The organism is Patescibacteria group bacterium (assembly GCA_041660565.1).
Taxonomy (GTDB): Bacteria; Patescibacteriota; UBA1384; order CAJBMM01; family CAJBMM01; genus JBAZWC01.
The window spans coordinates 482,884-498,230 of the sequence record JBAZWC010000001.1; the positions used below are offsets into that span (position 1 = coordinate 482,884).

General features: G+C 43.7%; 14 protein-coding genes, 1 tRNA gene and 1 other RNA gene. 3 read left to right on the forward strand and 13 right to left on the reverse strand.

All coding sequences use genetic code 11. The features are described 5' to 3' along the window. The 6 genes from WC773_02405 to WC773_02430 form a co-directional block, all read right to left on the reverse strand. On the reverse strand, window positions 1–1,773 hold the full coding sequence (locus WC773_02405) for a carboxypeptidase-like regulatory domain-containing protein (GenBank protein MFA6082239.1): 1,773 nt from the start codon (window positions 1,771–1,773) through the stop codon (window positions 1–3). Between the two features lie 59 nt (window positions 1,774–1,832). Next, entirely contained in the window at window positions 1,833–2,897 is a 1,065-nt protein-coding gene (locus WC773_02410) for a DNA recombination protein RmuC (GenBank protein ID MFA6082240.1), read from the reverse strand. A gap of 16 nt (window positions 2,898–2,913) precedes the next feature. Then, complete coding sequence (locus WC773_02415; protein MFA6082241.1) at window positions 2,914–3,399, reverse strand: hypothetical protein; 486 nt, start codon at window positions 3,397–3,399, stop codon at window positions 2,914–2,916. A gap of 364 nt (window positions 3,400–3,763) precedes the next feature. Next, complete coding sequence (locus WC773_02420; protein ID MFA6082242.1) at window positions 3,764–4,507, reverse strand: prepilin-type N-terminal cleavage/methylation domain-containing protein; 744 nt, start codon at window positions 4,505–4,507, stop codon at window positions 3,764–3,766. Between the two features lie 59 nt (window positions 4,508–4,566). After that, complete coding sequence (locus WC773_02425) at window positions 4,567–4,770, reverse strand: DUF378 domain-containing protein (protein MFA6082243.1); 204 nt, start codon at window positions 4,768–4,770, stop codon at window positions 4,567–4,569. Window positions 4,771–4,901: 131 nt separating this feature from the next. Further along, window positions 4,902–4,976: transfer RNA gene (locus WC773_02430), tRNA-Gln, on the reverse strand. A 116-nt stretch (window positions 4,977–5,092) separates the two neighbouring features. Between WC773_02430 and WC773_02435 the strand changes: the two genes are divergently transcribed. Next, window positions 5,093–5,287 carry a hypothetical protein gene (locus WC773_02435; protein MFA6082244.1) on the forward strand — a complete coding sequence of 65 codons (195 nt, stop codon included), beginning with the start codon at window positions 5,093–5,095 and terminating at the stop codon, window positions 5,285–5,287. Window positions 5,288–5,651: 364 nt separating this feature from the next. Here the strand turns inward: WC773_02435 and tmk are convergent, their stop codons facing one another. The 4 genes from tmk to WC773_02455 all read right to left on the reverse strand — a co-directional run bounded on the left by tmk (window position 5,652) and on the right by WC773_02455 (window position 8,947). Next, window positions 5,652–6,275 (reverse strand): dTMP kinase, encoded by a 624-nt coding sequence (tmk, locus tag WC773_02440; protein ID MFA6082245.1) that lies wholly within the window; start codon window positions 6,273–6,275, stop codon window positions 5,652–5,654. Between the two features lie 9 nt (window positions 6,276–6,284). After that, complete coding sequence (locus tag WC773_02445; GenBank protein ID MFA6082246.1) at window positions 6,285–7,793, reverse strand: thymidylate synthase; 1,509 nt, start codon at window positions 7,791–7,793, stop codon at window positions 6,285–6,287. A 26-nt stretch (window positions 7,794–7,819) separates the two neighbouring features. Continuing rightward, window positions 7,820–8,386: a ribonuclease HII gene (locus tag WC773_02450; protein MFA6082247.1), complete on the reverse strand. Its 567-nt coding sequence runs from the start codon at window positions 8,384–8,386 to the stop codon at window positions 7,820–7,822. A 222-nt stretch (window positions 8,387–8,608) separates the two neighbouring features. After that, window positions 8,609–8,947, reverse strand: a complete 339-nt coding sequence (locus WC773_02455) for a hypothetical protein (GenBank protein ID MFA6082248.1) — start codon at window positions 8,945–8,947, stop codon at window positions 8,609–8,611. 160 nt (window positions 8,948–9,107) lie between these two features. On the opposite strand from WC773_02455, the gene rnpB reads away from it, so the two are divergent. Then, window positions 9,108–9,595, forward strand: an RNA gene (gene rnpB, locus WC773_02460) — RNase P RNA component class A. 22 nt (window positions 9,596–9,617) lie between these two features. Here the strand turns inward: rnpB and WC773_02465 are convergent. Further along, window positions 9,618–9,935, reverse strand: a complete 318-nt coding sequence (locus WC773_02465; GenBank protein MFA6082249.1) for a hypothetical protein — start codon at window positions 9,933–9,935, stop codon at window positions 9,618–9,620. A 77-nt stretch (window positions 9,936–10,012) separates the two neighbouring features. Next, a complete protein-coding gene (uvrA, locus tag WC773_02470; protein ID MFA6082250.1) occupies window positions 10,013–12,859 on the reverse strand; it encodes an excinuclease ABC subunit UvrA in 2,847 nt (948 codons plus the stop codon). A 408-nt stretch (window positions 12,860–13,267) separates the two neighbouring features. Here uvrA and WC773_02475 point away from each other — a divergent pair, with 408 nt between their 5' ends. Beyond that, window positions 13,268–13,759, forward strand: a complete 492-nt coding sequence (locus tag WC773_02475) for a hypothetical protein (GenBank protein ID MFA6082251.1) — start codon at window positions 13,268–13,270, stop codon at window positions 13,757–13,759. A gap of 66 nt (window positions 13,760–13,825) precedes the next feature. Here the strand turns inward: WC773_02475 and WC773_02480 are convergent, their stop codons facing one another. Then, on the reverse strand, window positions 13,826–15,232 hold the full coding sequence (locus WC773_02480) for a L,D-transpeptidase family protein (GenBank protein MFA6082252.1): 1,407 nt from the start codon (window positions 15,230–15,232) through the stop codon (window positions 13,826–13,828). Between the last annotated feature and the right edge of the window lie 115 nt (window positions 15,233–15,347).

A 15,347-nucleotide genomic window follows, 5' to 3' on the forward strand; every position in this document is an offset into this window, starting at 1 on the left:
TTATGGCTGCAACGACAGATCAACGGTTTTCATTAGAATATCGTTGATAATCTGACCGGTATCATTAGCATTTTTTGAATAATCATTCATATGTACGATACCGTCATGGAAAGCCGAAGCGTATGTTTCAGTGTTGCCGTCTTTTGGATGTCCAAAGCTTTTCCACGCATTGTCATACGTACTGTCTTTTATGACGGTAAAATATGGTGGATCCAAAAATCTACCCAAAGCACGAACAGTGGCAAAAAGACCGGTATCGGAAGAAAAAGTATCGCAAGTGCCGCTCTTACGCAAGTCTATGCCGTGCCCAAATTCATGAATGACGGCGTGAACAGTAACATCTGTGCCATATTTTTGAACCACACTAGCTGTGATTTCAAAACGTTCAGCAAATAAATTTGGACCATTAGTATTTGGGTGCGGCAGCGCAGACATACATTTAACATTGGGAGGGCTTGACTCATTATGCCCATATTCACTGTATTCGTAGCCAACGCTGGGATTCCCGTCTGAGTTAACAACCACTTGCAGGGGTAGCATATTATATTTTGGATACGCTGCTCTTAGCTTGCCAATCTGCTCGTCCACCGCTTTCCACGTTGCCAGCATACTGGTATACGTAGTTTTGGCTTGGTACCCACAGAACCAAAATTCTTTTACATTTGTTTGAGGATATTTATAACATTTACCGTCCGTTGAAACCGAATTTGGTGTCATGGCAACATGAATTATGTCAGCGGTATTATCAGGGACATTATACAATACCGCAGTTGTGGTATATGTTTTATAGCCTGATGCGGAAACAGTAACGGTATAAACGCCCGAAAGCACTTTTTTAAAACTAGCTATACCTTTTTTATTTGTTTTAGCGGAAAGATGTGTTTTTGGATAAAGATCTAGCTTAACTGTTGCATTACTAACTAATTTTTCTGTCGGACCGTAATCAAAGTAATCTACCACCACTACATCTACTTTATGAACATTATCTACTGCCACATTATCAACTTGCAAACTTACACTTATTGTCTGATTATTCGTCGCGGAAAACTTGACCGTAGCCGGTGTACCAATTAATTTTGTATCACCTAGCCACGGCTCAACCGAGAAATCGACACCAGGAACAAGTGCGTCTGACACATATTCAAAATTGATCCCTTGTGGGCCAATGATTGTTTTGCCAATTAATTTTCTACTCTTAACCTCGAATATCTTTATTATCACCCCGGGTTTCTTATATAATAATTCGCCTGATATTTTATTCGAAGAAACCACTTCAAGTTTAATATCATATACATTTTTACCCGGACGAAGCCACGGAATAGTTTTGATTGGGAAAACAACAAAATCACCTTGTGCTTTTAGACTAGCTGATTCAGGATAGACCGACGGAAAGATGTAATGCCCGGTCAGGTCTGTTTTGACTGTGACGCCGGTATTGCCATTTTGGTAGAGAGTAACGTTCACATTCGGAATACCCACTTTGGAGGTTGAAAGATAGGCAAAACCTTCTAGCCATGTGCGAACGCCGGAAGATGGATTTGATGATGGCTGTCCGGAAGCGTTAGCAGTTGGAGTAGGTGTTTTGGTGGGGGTAGCAGTAGGGGTTGCGTTTGGAGTTGGAGTGAAATTGGCTGTGGGAGACATTGTGGGTGTGGCTGAGGTGGCAGAAGATGGATTACTCGACGGCCCAATAGCCATAGCAGGGACGGAAAGCAATCCAATATTTATTATCATCGCCAAACCAATCACCAAAAAACGTGCGATTTTTTTCATGCAATCCTCATCCTTATTGTACCTTAATTGTTGCAAAAAATATCCCGTACCGCAACTATTTATCTGTCTTTGTCAACTATCACAGGGTTATCCGGTAATTTTACTACCGCTTCTTCGCCTACCGAACTTAAACGAAGCTCAATTTTGTTTATCTGCTTTTCGGTTTCCAAGTATTTTGTCTGCGCGCCTTGAATATGGCTACCCAAACCGGAATAGCTCTTGGAAAACTTCTCAAAATCATGCGCCAGTGTTTGTAAATTGGTCAAAATGTGATGAGCTTGCTCTTCAATTTTTAGCCCCTTAAGTCCGAGCAATATAGCCTGTAAGTAAATATAAAGAGTGTTTGGTGAAACCGGAATCACTTTTTTGGCAAAAGCATAAGATAAAACCGAATCGTCTTTATCATCTTTTAGCACCGTTTCGTAATATAAATTTTCGGCCGGTACATACATTAAGGCAAAATCAAAAGTTCCTTCTGCGGGTAAAATGTATTTCTTGGCAATATCGTCGATGTGTTTTTTAACGTCGGATTTAAACGCCTTGCTCATTTGTTCTTTTTCCAAATCGTTTTTACTATCAACCAACCGGCGGAAGTTTTCCATTGGAAACTTGGCGTCAATTGGCACCAGTAAACCATCGTGCAATTTAACCACCGCATCTACCCGTTCGCCGCTCTTAAAATTGTATTGCAATTTATATTGATCCTTGGGCAGCAGCTGCGCCAGCATATCACCCAAAAACAACTCGCCCAAATTGCCACGTAGTTTAGGAGTTTTAAGGATGTCTTGAAGCGAGGTCAAATCTTTGCCAATAGCTAAAATTTGTTTCGAGCCTTCGTCCAAATGGGCGAGTCGTTCGGTAACCTGATTAAACAAGGTGGTAGTTTGATCTAATTTTTGGCCTACCGAAGCGCCGGATTTATCCAATGTTTCGCGATGTTCTTGTAATTGAGTTTGCAACAATAGCTGAAATTGCTGCATCTGCTGCAGCATGCCGGTGTTTAGGGCGTCCATGCGCTGATGCAATAACGCGTTATCGGTTGATTTACCCCGACGCAAAAAAATGGCAACCATGGCACCAACAGTCAACCCACCGAGTAAAAATAAAATTGATTCAGCGTTCATTTAGTTCCGTTTTCTGTCATCGGACTTTCTTTCGTTCGAACAACGATAAGCCGACCAAGATTACCACTAAAGCGTAAAAATACTGGGCGTAATGCAAGTTATACAATAGCCAAAATCCGCTAACTAGGAAGAATATCAGGCCTATATCAAACATCCATTTTTTTTGCCATCTTAGCCACGCCAACAACATCGGTATAGTTAAAGTTAGTGGCAGGACAAAATTGATCAAATCGTAGTAAAACCAACCGGTAAACTGATTAAAGAACAAAAATAGTGAGAAAATTATCAAAAATAGACCAAAAATATATTCATATGGTTTTTTTTGCGATGGGTGAGATTCCACAAAGTGAAGCATTATATAAATTCCGGGAATTAAGATTAAAAGCGGCCAAAAACCGGCCCACACCGCAACCTGGGGAGCAAGATTCTGCACCAAAATGATTAAACCAATAATGATAATATACGACGCAAACAACACCCGCCAAAGACTAACTTTGTGCATACAATCTCCTGACATAGATTATACCGCGATTCCTACCCCTTGTCATTTCGACCCTGCGAGAATGTCAATTCGAGCGTGTTGGAGAAATCTAAGGAAGAATCCCATCCACAATTTTAAATTTTAAAGGCAAAATTTTAAATGAATAAGTACCGAATGATTAAATTTTAAATGGTTCCTTATTAAGTCATTAAAAATTGGCAACCATTCATTTGATAATCTCGAGCGTTCCGCGAGTGATTTCGATGCTAAGCATCTAATTAAAAATTAATAATTTATAATTCTTTTTTTGCAGATTTCTCCACCCTCGACTTGAATATCGAGGAGTCGAAATGACAACTTGTGACGTATACCTTGAACCAACGTTTTAGTGCAAGCTGGATAAACTGGATTTTTGGAAAATTTTATACGTATTATTATCGCAATTACCGTTATTCACTGGATAAGTAGCATCTCGCCACTGATTAAACGGGGCTGCAACAGGATTTGAGAAATATCCGGTATTTGCAGCGTTATAACCTTCCGTGCACGGGGTAGCTTGATTCTCTAAAGCCACTCGCAGCACATAGTATTTTTGCTGTGCCCGATAACTAATCGCTCCCGCCCTCCAAACAGCTGAAGCGTCGGCACTACTATCCCAAACCGGGAAACCGCCGGCAGCCGTAAATGACCCTGTAACGGCCTTGGGTTTAGAAAGTAGTGGTAATAAATAAGCACTGGCAGCAATAGTAGCGGCGTTTGTATTGTCTGTATTAAACATCGGGTCAGCATACGCATATTGCGCTGCAACGTAACTGCTAATAGAAGGATCTAAGCTGACCACTAAATTACAATCGCCCAAACCGGTAAAGTCGGCACCGGCATTACGATTTCCTTGGCACATAGCCCCCGCTCTGGCACTAGACCAGTTTGGCGCATACACATTATTGACCGATTTGTATTGCTCCAAAGCAGATTGAATGGCCAAAACCGACGTTTTTCGGGTTGTGTCTCGTGAACGCATTTGCGCCCGAGAATAGCTACCAACAGAAATGGCAGTTAAAATCCCAATAATCGTCAAAACAATCATCAATTCAATCAAAGTAAAAGAACGACGTCTAAGTATAATCACAGATTACCTCTCTACAATTTTAGTCGGTAGCGCGCTTATACACGCTACCTTAAAAACTATTATTCTTTTTTGCTAAACGCCATTACTAATAGATATAGCGCTCCCAAACCCACTAAATCGTAAACGACACGAGATACCGTGCTCATATCGCCAAAGATTTTAGCGACAAGATCATATTTGAAAAGACCGACTAATCCCCAGTTCAATGCACCGACGATTACTAATACAAAAGCTACCCAATCTAACGTACCCATCTTTTTCATTTCAATCACCTCCCCTCGCTATAAATAAAGATCTACTACCATTATACACAATGGTGATTATATGCAACAATTTATCACAAAAAAAGACCTTTCGGTCAAAGTGGCTTGAGTTTCGAGTTAATTACAAAGGATGGCTGGGGAGGAGGGACTCGAACCCCCGAATGCCAGGACCAAAACCTGGTGCCTTACCACTTGGCGACTCCCCAATTAGTTATATCCTACCACAAAATCATATTCTAAGCAATCATAATCGGCAATTATTTATTGCAAATTGTCTCTTTTCTGATAGAATAATGACATCACATGTACGGAGGCACGACGAATGCCAGGTCAAACCGGTCTTACCTTCGACGAGCTTGTGCACGCGCTGATTTCCGCTTCCATTGCACTCGGCAAGATGGAAAAGCAACACCAGATTCGCCATACCCCACCCGACGAGACGGAACGTTTGCTCGCGCCACTTCGTTCTCGAGTAGAAGAGATCCGAAACGAAATCGTGTGCGCACATTATGCGTGAACCGGACATCATCATGCCACGCCGCGGGTCAAGACAGACCGCGGCTTTTTTTGTTGCAAATTGTCTATTTTCTGATACAATAATGGCATCACAGCGACACAGAGGTGTGCCATGAACGTAACACGGATGAGTGCAGCTCAGTTGGTGGACAGCCTCATCGACAAGACGGCTGAGCTCACAGAACTACGCCACGACAAGGACGTAACTTCAGTGGCAGCTAGGAATGCTCAGGACATTTGCACAGCCGAGCGAGACCAGTGCCGCGCTGAGATTCTCCGGCGGCTTGGAGCCAAGAAAGCCGAGTAGCCCGCCATCCCCACCACCTCACCCTCCCCACCACGCCGCGGGTCAAGACCGACCGCGGCTATTTATTTTGGGAATACGACTGAATTACTTTAACAATCGCCTCGTGAACTTCATCAACAGTCCCAGATGCATCAACCACCTTTATTCGATCAGGATTATTTTTTGCCAAATCCAAATACGCCTGACGAATTTTTTGATGAAATTCTAAACCCTCTTTTTCAAAACGATTCTGATCTTCTTGCCGCGACAACCCGATCTTTGGGTCAATGTCTAACAATATCGTCAAATCTGGTTTGATATTACCAGTGGCAAATAGATTCAGATTATTCACCTCTCCAAGTTCAATCCCGCGAACATATCCTTGATACACCGCGGATGAATCGATAAATCGATCACAAATAACCACAGAACCTTTGTGTAAATGCGGCTTGATTAGTTTCTCACAAACTTGCGACCTAGACGCTAAAAATAGAAGCAGTTCGGCGTTGGTCGTTAGTGGTGACGGTGGATCTAAAATAATCTGGCGAATTTTTTCGGCTGTCTCTTCACCACCTGGCTCTCGCAGGGTAAAAACATCATGCTTAGCCTCGGTTAACCACTCGGCGAGCAATTTTACTTGCGTCGATTTACCGGTGCCTTCGCCACCCTCAAAAGTAATAAAAATGCCGTTTAGATTTGCCATTCGATTATCCTATCGTAATGTAAAATGTTTATCCACAATCAACGGTTTGTCTTGATTATACGGAATGTTTAATTGCAGAGCCAGCTCGGCTTTAATTAACTCTAGCGTTATATCCACATAATGATCACCGCGCGACAGTAAATTACGTTTGGCTAAACGTAGCGCAATTTCACGCGCTTTTGTGCCAATTTCTTCGGCAATTTCGGTACCTGACAAACTAATTAGCTTTAAGATGATTTTGCCACCATCAACCTGTATTCGCACAATTCCACGTGGATCTAAATCTGCAGACTCATCAAATTGCGCTTTCACCCGCCCGCGCAACGCACAATCCACCAACTTTTTGGCATTCTCCCAATCTTCTTCGTACATATGCGCGGAGTGCGAGGTGATGGCCAAAGATCCAATTGGCAAATTAGTCTCTTCGGCAACGTATTTTTGTAAATTTAGCAGCGCAAAAGCGTTGGGTAACGCCGCCTTAAAGATATCATGTGATCTGAATGTGGCGATTAAGTTTAGTTTACCTTCAACGGTCGTCAAAAACTGAATCAAGCACAAACACGGTGGTGAGTGATGTTTCATATCAAACGGCGGGTACAACGTGGTGCCAAAAGCGCGGCGAGTGATAGGTGATGATTTTAGATGACGTACAATCTCATCAACTTGATCTAAATCACCCGGGTAATTGCGCAAACGGCTCCCATAGGTGTACACCGTGCCCTCGGGCAGCTTTGCATCCAAAAACGCCGTGGCGTATTCTTTAAGCATATCTTTGTGCATCCCAACTGCTTTCAACAGCTCCTCCGGCCAATCCGGAATAGCAAACTTGGCTAAATCTTCTTGATGAATCACCCAAGTAACCACCTGCAACTCTTTCTGCAAATTGCCATATTCGGTTTTTTTGATGCCACCGTAAAGCAAAATGCGATCAACCACCTGCGCCCATGCGCCAGCCAGAGTAGGATGATGCACTGCAAACCCAATTTCTTCCGATGGCGCCGAGGCGTCAACATCGCGCTTGGTTTCGGGAAAAGAAGTGGGCTTCATATATGGCTTAGTGTCTGAGGTTAGATTTTTCACTTTGGAGATCATTTTGTCGTAGTCTAGGTCAGATAAATCGAGCAATTTAACATTTTGGCGCACTTTTTCTAACACGTCCGGATCAATTTCAGGATGCAGCCTGTCTGATGTTCCGTTTACTAGGTTATCTTTGCCTATGCTACTATCGAAAAAAGTTTTGAGTAAATTGCGGCCGGCAATGCCAAATTGAGTGTTTGATAGTGGCGCGTTGCCCCAAACCACCATCGTTTTAATGGTTGGATTCAAGCACAAATTACGCAAAATCACCGAAACGCCTTCTTTGCTGTAAAGCGTACCCATCAGCCCAATGTGCTTGGTAATGGTCGGATCTTTTTTGAGCAGCAAATTTGGGTCGGACCAACACGTTGCCAAACCAACCGAGGCGTTTTCACCGGTCACCACCGGATATTTTTCAGGTAAATAAAGTTGGTATTTCATTAAATCCCTTGTTCGAATCAATCCAATTAGTCCAATTCGGCCAATTGGATCTTTTTTACCGGCCTAAACGACATGCGGTGATGCTGTGACGGCCCATATTTCTGCAACCGCTCTTGGTGCAATTTGGTACCGTAACCAACGTGCAATTTGAAACCGTAGCGGTCGTCCGTATCTAACCCATACATTAACCTATCCCGATAGACCTTGGCAACTATGGAGGCGGCACTAATCTGTGGCACCAATAAATCACCGTGAATTATTACCTCTTCTGGAATGTCGGTTTGGCATGAAAAGCCATCAATTTTAACCAAATTCGGCCTTGTTTTAAGTCCTGCAAGCGCCAAACGCATTACCAACCGGTTTGCCTCGGCTAGGCCTAGCCGATCGATTTCAGAAGCGCTGACTTCAGCGATAAATAAATCTAAAGCGACCTGACGGATTATTTGGTCTAGCTGCTCGCGCTTAGTTTTAGATAACAGCTTTGAATCGGTTAACCCGTCTATTTCGGTATCGAGAATGACGGCGGCGGCCACTATTGGCCCCGCCCACGCCCCTCTACCAACCTCATCAATCCCGGCGATTATTGTATTCATTGGCTTTATCTTATCATAACTCGTCGACCTCCGTAGGGGCGGACTCATACTTGTCCTTCCGTAGCTCAGAGAGCGAAGGGGGATGTCCGCCCGTTTGAGGGATAACAATGGATAGCAAAGGATGACGAGGGATTTTTGGCACAAAAAAAAGACCGTATTGGTCTTAAAAAAGTTCTGGGCGGCGGGGATTGTCTCCCCGTCGCCCATTCCATGTCGTGTGCGTCACGCCTCGCAAGTCGCGTCAGAAGCAGCCTTGGTCTCCGTCTTGAGCAATGCCAAACACATCTTTGTGAACTCGTCACGGATGTCCGCAGGCATATTCCACGGTCTATCACCGAGCGTCTTGAGCACGCTCGAGACATACTCGGCCGCGAACTTGCGCATCTCGTCGAAAGACATAGCCAGCACCGCTAGGAGCTGCATGTCGGCGACGAAAGATCCCCATACCTCACCCCATTCCACGGCATTAGAAGGAGTGAGAGCCGGAATGATCGCGAAGTAAATGTTGATCTTTGCCGTCAGCTTAACCTTGATCGAAGCCACGTCCATCATAGTGTCCATTTCGTGCTCCTATAGCCTACCATTCGGCTGCGGCCGAGTACGTGTGTCAAAGGACTCAACGACTTGTCCTGCCGTGATACCACTATATTATCATATATTTTAATAAATGTCAAGGTAGATATGGACAAATTAAAGATGTTATGCTATAATATAGTAGTCTAAATCTTTTCGGATCATCGCCCCTAACGGGGAGGAAAGTCCGGGCACCTGATAAGCGTTGTACTGACGCATCTGCTAGCATTAGTTAGCAGCGAAGTCTAGCTGCCCCGTCATTCGACAGGGCAAGGGAATAGTGCAACAGAAAATACACAGCCAGCCAATGCGTTGCATTGGAAATTCGAAATTCTAAATTCCAATTTATAAACATAAGGAAATTTGTTTATAGGCTGGATTCCCGCCTGCGCGGGAATGACGCCTCGAGTTTCTAGTGCAGCGCGTCGGGGGCAAAGGTGAAAACGTGTGGTAAGAGCGCACGCGCTTTAGCAGCAATGCTAATTTGTGAAAACCCTGCATGGTGCAAGTCTGGTGGACCATTCGCTTCAATTGTGCTTATCCAAGAAGCGGGTTTGGCCCAGACGCGTAGATAGATGATGGTCAAGTATTTGTTTACAAATACTACAGAACCCGGCTTATAGAAACGGTTTAGACATAAAAAATGACGCTGTTAGCGTCATTTTTTGTCATTTTTATTTAGATCAATTACTAATGAAACATGAGATGAGGGCGGATTTTGAGATAACGATCGATTTTCTTCTATTGAATCAAAAACTATTTTCGCATCATTTTCAGCAGATTCGGTGATGCTTTTCATCTCTTCTTCGCTTAAATTGTATTCAGATGGATCAAAATCTTGGTCGTCTTCTACCATCGTTTCTAACTCACGTACTCGTTTTTGCAACCGATCAAGCTGATTTTCCAACAGATCTATCCGGGCGTTAACGGTAGCAAATTTTTTTTCAATTTTAGCAATAATTTGTTCTTGGTCCATTGTTACTCCTATGTAATTATCAGGATAAACTAGCCGGTGATTTTGTCAACCAAATTTCCCCAATTGGGCAAATTGGATTAATTTGATTTTAGAACATTTTTCAGATACTGCCCTGTCGATGATTTTTCCACCTTAGCCACTTCTTCCGGTGTACCCGAAGCAATTAGCAATCCTCCAGCTACACCGCCCTCTGGGCCTAGATCAATAACATAATCAGCCGATTTAATTACGTCTAAATTATGCTCAATCACTAGTACTGAATTTCCTTTATCAACTAAAGCCTGCAACACACTAATTAGATGTTTAACATCTTCAAAGTGCAAACCGGTGGTTGGTTCGTCTAGAATATAAAATGTTTTGCCGGTACCACGACGCGACAGCTCGGTGGCTAATTTGACTCGCTGAGCTTCTCCACCCGACAAAGTGGTCGCGGGCTGGCCAAGGTGAATGTAGCCCAACCCAACATCAAACAACGTTTGTAGTTTGGTTTTGGCGGCTGGCACGGCGTCAAAAAACTCTAACGCTTGCTCAACCGTCATATCTAGCACTTCCGAAATGTTTTTGCCCTTATATTTGATCTCTAGCGCCTCGTGGTTGTAACGTTTACCGTGACATTCTTCACATGTTACATAGACATCGGGCAAGAAATGCATTTCAATTTTCAGCACTCCATCGCCATGACAAGTTTCGCATCGCCCACCTTTAACATTGAATGAGAATCTGCCCGCTTTGTATCCGCGCATTCGGGCGTCTGAGGTAAGCGAAAACAAATCGCGAATAAAGGTGAATAAACCGGTGTAAGTGGCGGGATTTGAGCGTGGTGTGCGACCGATTGGTGATTGATCAATAGTAATAACTTTATCAAGATAAGATAGACCCAAAATCTCTTTGTGCTTGCCCGGATTTGTGCGAGCGTGATGGAATTTCTGTTCCAAAGTTTTGGCCAGAATATCGTTAATTAAAGTGGATTTTCCTGATCCGGAAACACCGCTGACACAAACAAACACGCCTAGTGGAATTTTAACGTCAATATTTTGCAGATTGTTCTGGGTAGCGCCCACAATGGTTAGCGCACGATCAGTAATTTCTCGACGTAATTTTGGCGTCGCAATCTCTTTTTTACCAGATAGGTATTGCCCGGTAACCGAGTTTTCGTTCTTTTTGACCTCGGTTGGTGTACCAATGGCTACCACATTTCCACCATTTTCTCCCGCACCAGGGCCAATATCGATTAAGAAATCTGCTTGTTCCATTGTTTCTTGATCGTGCTCAACCACAATAACCGAGTTACCTAGATCACGTAGTTTCTTTAGCGCATCTAATAGTTTGGCGTTGTCGCGTTGATGCAGGCCGATTGACGGTTCATCCAAAATATACAAAACCCCCATCAACGACGAGCCAATTTGGGTGGCTAAACGAATACGTTGCGCTTCTCCGCCCGACAACGTGGTGGCAGAACGATCTAAGTTTAGATAAGCCAAACCGACGTTTTGCAAAAAATTCAAGCGCGATTTAGCTTCTTTCACAATTTGCTTGGCGATAACCGTGTTGCGGTCTGTTAGTTTAAGATTAGATACAAAATCATGAGCTTCATCTATGGATAAACTGGTTACTTCGGCAATCGATTTTTGATTAATCTTGACCGCCAGTGCCTCTGGTTTTAACCGTTTCCCATCACACACCAAACACTTGGAATCAATCATATATCGCTCAATCTCGGCGCGCATAAATTCGGATTCGGTTTCTTTGTGACGACGCGTTAAGTTTGGAATTACCCCTTCCCAAGTGGTGGAATAGCGTTGTAATTCAAACTCTTGATCGCCTGCGCCATCAAAGATAATTTCTTTGGCAGTGTCTGTAATCTGATCAAATGGAGTATTAACGGTAAAACCATAAGCTTGGCCAACCACCTCAAGCAATCTAACATACCAACTAGACGATGTGGTGGTGCGAACCAACGGCTTTATTGCGCCCTCGGCAATAGTCAGTTTTTTGTTTGGCACCACTAAATCACGATCAATTTTCATTAAATACCCAAGGCCGTGGCAATTTGGACATGCCCCAAACGGGTTGTTAAAAGAAAATAGCCGCGGCTCGATTTCGGGCAACGAAATGCCACAATCACTACACGCAAACTGCTCCGAGAAAGTATCGATTTTCCCGGTTTCGATATTTAAGAGATGAACCAGTCCACTGCCAATTTCGAGGGCTTTTTCAACTGAATTGGCAATGCGGTTACGGTCTTCAAGTTCGGCATTCAAATTTGCACCTACCACCAACCGGTCAACTACCACTTCAATGGAATGTTTTTTCTGCTTGTCTAGATCTAAATCTTCAGCTTCTTCTAACTCCATTACGTTGCCATCAACCCGAACCCGCACAAAGCCGCTTTTGCGTACGCGCTCAAAAACCTGTTTGTGCTCTCCTTTTTTATCCGAAATTAACGGCCCCAATATGAACAACTTAATTGGCTCTTTGGATTTTTTGCCAAACTCCAAAATTAAATCAACAATTTGAGTGGCTGATTGCCGGTCGATTACTTTTCCACAATTCGGGCAGTGCGGCGTGCCCACCCGAGCAAACATCAACCTTAACAGATCATAAATTTCGGTGATAGTGCCCACGGTGGAACGAGGATTGCGGCTAGTAGATTTTTGATCGATTGAAATTGCCGGTGATAATCCATCAATTTGATCAACATCTGGTTTCTCCATAATGCCCAAAAACTGGCGAGCGTAACTGGATAACGATTCAACGTATCTGCGCTGACCTTCGGCATAGATAGTATCAAACGCCAAAGAGGATTTGCCCGAGCCGGACAAACCGGTGATAACCACCAGCTGATCGCGTGGAATATCCACCGAAATATTTTTTAGATTATGTTCGCGTGCGCCAATAATGCGCAGTAGTTTTTTGTCGGGCATGAAAAAAACCTTTCAGCCCATTCTACCCTAAAACTACATTACTTTTCAAGAGTTAAAATGACACGCCCCTCCTATTGTCATTTCGACCCGAGAAGATCGTCGGATCGACTACGTTGGCTCCGCCCGTAGACTACGCCCGGAGGGAGAAATCTAAAAAAGAATCCCTTCCAGTTTTTTTTGAGATCTCTCCACCCTCGAAACAACGCTCGAGGAGTCGAGATGACAAGAGTGGAGCGTTGACTTACATTGTAGGTTTCTTAATTCACGTTGTATATCTATAGTTAAATAATTAAAAAGATGGTATAACTTAACTAGATTTTTGCACATTACAAAATTACCGCTTTAAGAAAGAGAAAGCTTTTTCTTAAGGCGGTAAATAATCCAACCAACCCACAGGGGGACAATCCGATGCTAGAAGGTTCAGGTCAGATCCTCAGTAACATCGAGCTGGTGCTGCAAGCCGTCATCGACCAGATGGGCATGGGAAAGAAGCTCGTGGTTGTAAGCAACCCAGCCTCAGTGTCCATCGAGTTGGTTAAGCCAATTAGGTGGCACGAAGTTGGCGGGAGCGAACCGAATGTGATAAAGACAGTCATGGTTGTTGAGCCAGTCTTACAGATTGGTATTTCTGAACGGTGCACTGGAGTCAGGAATACACCGAGCCTGATCCTGACTCCGTACGCTGGTCAGAAATGGACACTTACACGAAACCCGGCGATTCTGTCACTGTGCCTCTATCAAGAAACGGCTAATGTTATTGGCCGGTTACTGGGAGCGATCGCGTGCCACGGCAATCCTCAGCTGGGTAAACTGATAGATCTTCACTGGATTGACGTCTTGGTTTACAGCGCCAACACGCCGCCGTCAACAGAGTCGGGAGAGGGACCATCAACAGAGTAGGGGGAGTACCCGGGTGGTGCGTACGCGCACCACCCGATTTAATTAATATTAAGCTAGATAAAAAATTTATTTATGAATCACTACCGGAGTTCCAATATCGGCCCAGTTGTATTCAAATACATCATCACCACTACCCAACCGAACGCATCCGTGCGAAACCGGCGTGCCAATATGACTGGCGCCTTCCACCCAATTACCACGATACGGCAAACCGTGGATGCCGTACGCTCCATCAGGCGTGATAGCGTGCCAGTATGGCATATAAAGCCCATAGGCAGATGAATAAGCAGTACGAATGGCGTTTTGAATCGAAAACGTGCCAGTTGGAGTAGGTGTACTCCATTTTCCGGTGGACACTCGAAAACTGTTGACAAAAGTTGACCCCTCATACAAATACATTCGCTGCAGCGTTAAGTTTATTTCAATGTATTTGCCGGGATATTGGCCTGGGGTGCTACCATCTTGAGTATTTACTGCCGTGGTAGCGCTACTTTGAACTTTGACCGCTAGTCTAATTGTTTGTTTCATGTCAGTCGAAGCCAATGCAGTTTGAATTGCCGTTATCGAATCGTCAATTACCAGGCTCACACCATCTTGTCCGGTGGAAATTGTGTTGTTATTTTGATCAACTACGGTATTTTTGGATTTTGCGTTTACCTTAGATGCGATACTATCGTTTAAGTACGACTTTAACTTATCACCATCTATTCGCGCTCTCAGCACATTGTCTACCGATTGTACGTTAATCCACTTTGCCACTTCTTCCCGACTCGGCTGAAAAGTTTTTTCGCTCGCCAATAGGGTAATTTGATGATTTAGAATTGAGTTAGCGTCTTGTACCGCGATGGTTAGATTCTCTGGGAGGATGTCGGCCAATTTGGGCGTGAGCGGAACAGATATGGCAGTTTGATGTTGGACGATAGCCCGACCGATACTTTCCGATAGCGCATCGTTATCTACCCACATTCCACTGCTATTTTGATTCACCGTAACCGGATTGGTAGATAGATTTAAGCTGGCGTCGGTGGGTTGTTGACTAAAAGTGGGGTAAATATTTTTTTCAAAATAGGTTTTTTTGGTAGTTTCAGAAATTTTATATGACAGTTTGATATTATTGGATTGTGTTACAAATGCCCAAAGCAGTTTGAATGGTCCCAGCCCGACAATTTTGTCGTGGCTTAAATTATAGGCCTGATCAATCATTTGGCTTGTATTGATCGTAACACCAAGATCGGATAATGAAGCGGTTTTTTTAGCATCACCCGAGGTGAATGTGATGCCTTGCTTATTGCGCTCTGTCATTGCTGCGGATAAATTTTCGGTTAATTGAGCTCGATTTTGTTTGGCATAACTTATGCCATCAATTTTGATGCCAGGCAGAATTTGATCAGCGTAGGCATATTCGGACGCCAAAGCAGCCACAATTATCAAAACAATGGCCACAACCACCCCCAAAACAATTTTTTTCCACATACTATTATTCTAACAGAACAACTGCCAGCTTGCGAAATAGGTCATTTTTAGTTATAATTTGAATATCATATCACATATCGCGGGCTTGTAGCTTCCCGACGCTTGCGGTCGGGAT

Coding starts and splice junctions, on each gene's coding strand:
- WC773_02405 (MFA6082239.1), bottom strand. CDS start 1,773: ATGAAAAAAATCGCACGTTTTTTGGTGATTGGTTTGGCGATGATAATA.
- WC773_02410 (MFA6082240.1), bottom strand. CDS start 2,897: ATGAACGCTGAATCAATTTTATTTTTACTCGGTGGGTTGACTGTTGGT.
- WC773_02415 (MFA6082241.1), bottom strand. CDS start 3,399: ATGCACAAAGTTAGTCTTTGGCGGGTGTTGTTTGCGTCGTATATTATC.
- WC773_02425 (MFA6082243.1), bottom strand. CDS start 4,770: ATGAAAAAGATGGGTACGTTAGATTGGGTAGCTTTTGTATTAGTAATC.
- WC773_02435 (MFA6082244.1), top strand. CDS start 5,093: ATGCCAGGTCAAACCGGTCTTACCTTCGACGAGCTTGTGCACGCGCTG.
- tmk (MFA6082245.1), bottom strand. CDS start 6,275: ATGGCAAATCTAAACGGCATTTTTATTACTTTTGAGGGTGGCGAAGGC.
- WC773_02445 (MFA6082246.1), bottom strand. CDS start 7,793: ATGAAATACCAACTTTATTTACCTGAAAAATATCCGGTGGTGACCGGT.
- WC773_02450 (MFA6082247.1), bottom strand. CDS start 8,386: ATGAATACAATAATCGCCGGGATTGATGAGGTTGGTAGAGGGGCGTGG.
- WC773_02455 (MFA6082248.1), bottom strand. CDS start 8,947: ATGGACACTATGATGGACGTGGCTTCGATCAAGGTTAAGCTGACGGCA.
- WC773_02465 (MFA6082249.1), bottom strand. CDS start 9,935: ATGGACCAAGAACAAATTATTGCTAAAATTGAAAAAAAATTTGCTACC.
- uvrA (MFA6082250.1), bottom strand. CDS start 12,859: ATGCCCGACAAAAAACTACTGCGCATTATTGGCGCACGCGAACATAAT.
- WC773_02475 (MFA6082251.1), top strand. CDS start 13,268: ATGCTAGAAGGTTCAGGTCAGATCCTCAGTAACATCGAGCTGGTGCTG.
- WC773_02480 (MFA6082252.1), bottom strand. CDS start 15,232: ATGTGGAAAAAAATTGTTTTGGGGGTGGTTGTGGCCATTGTTTTGATA.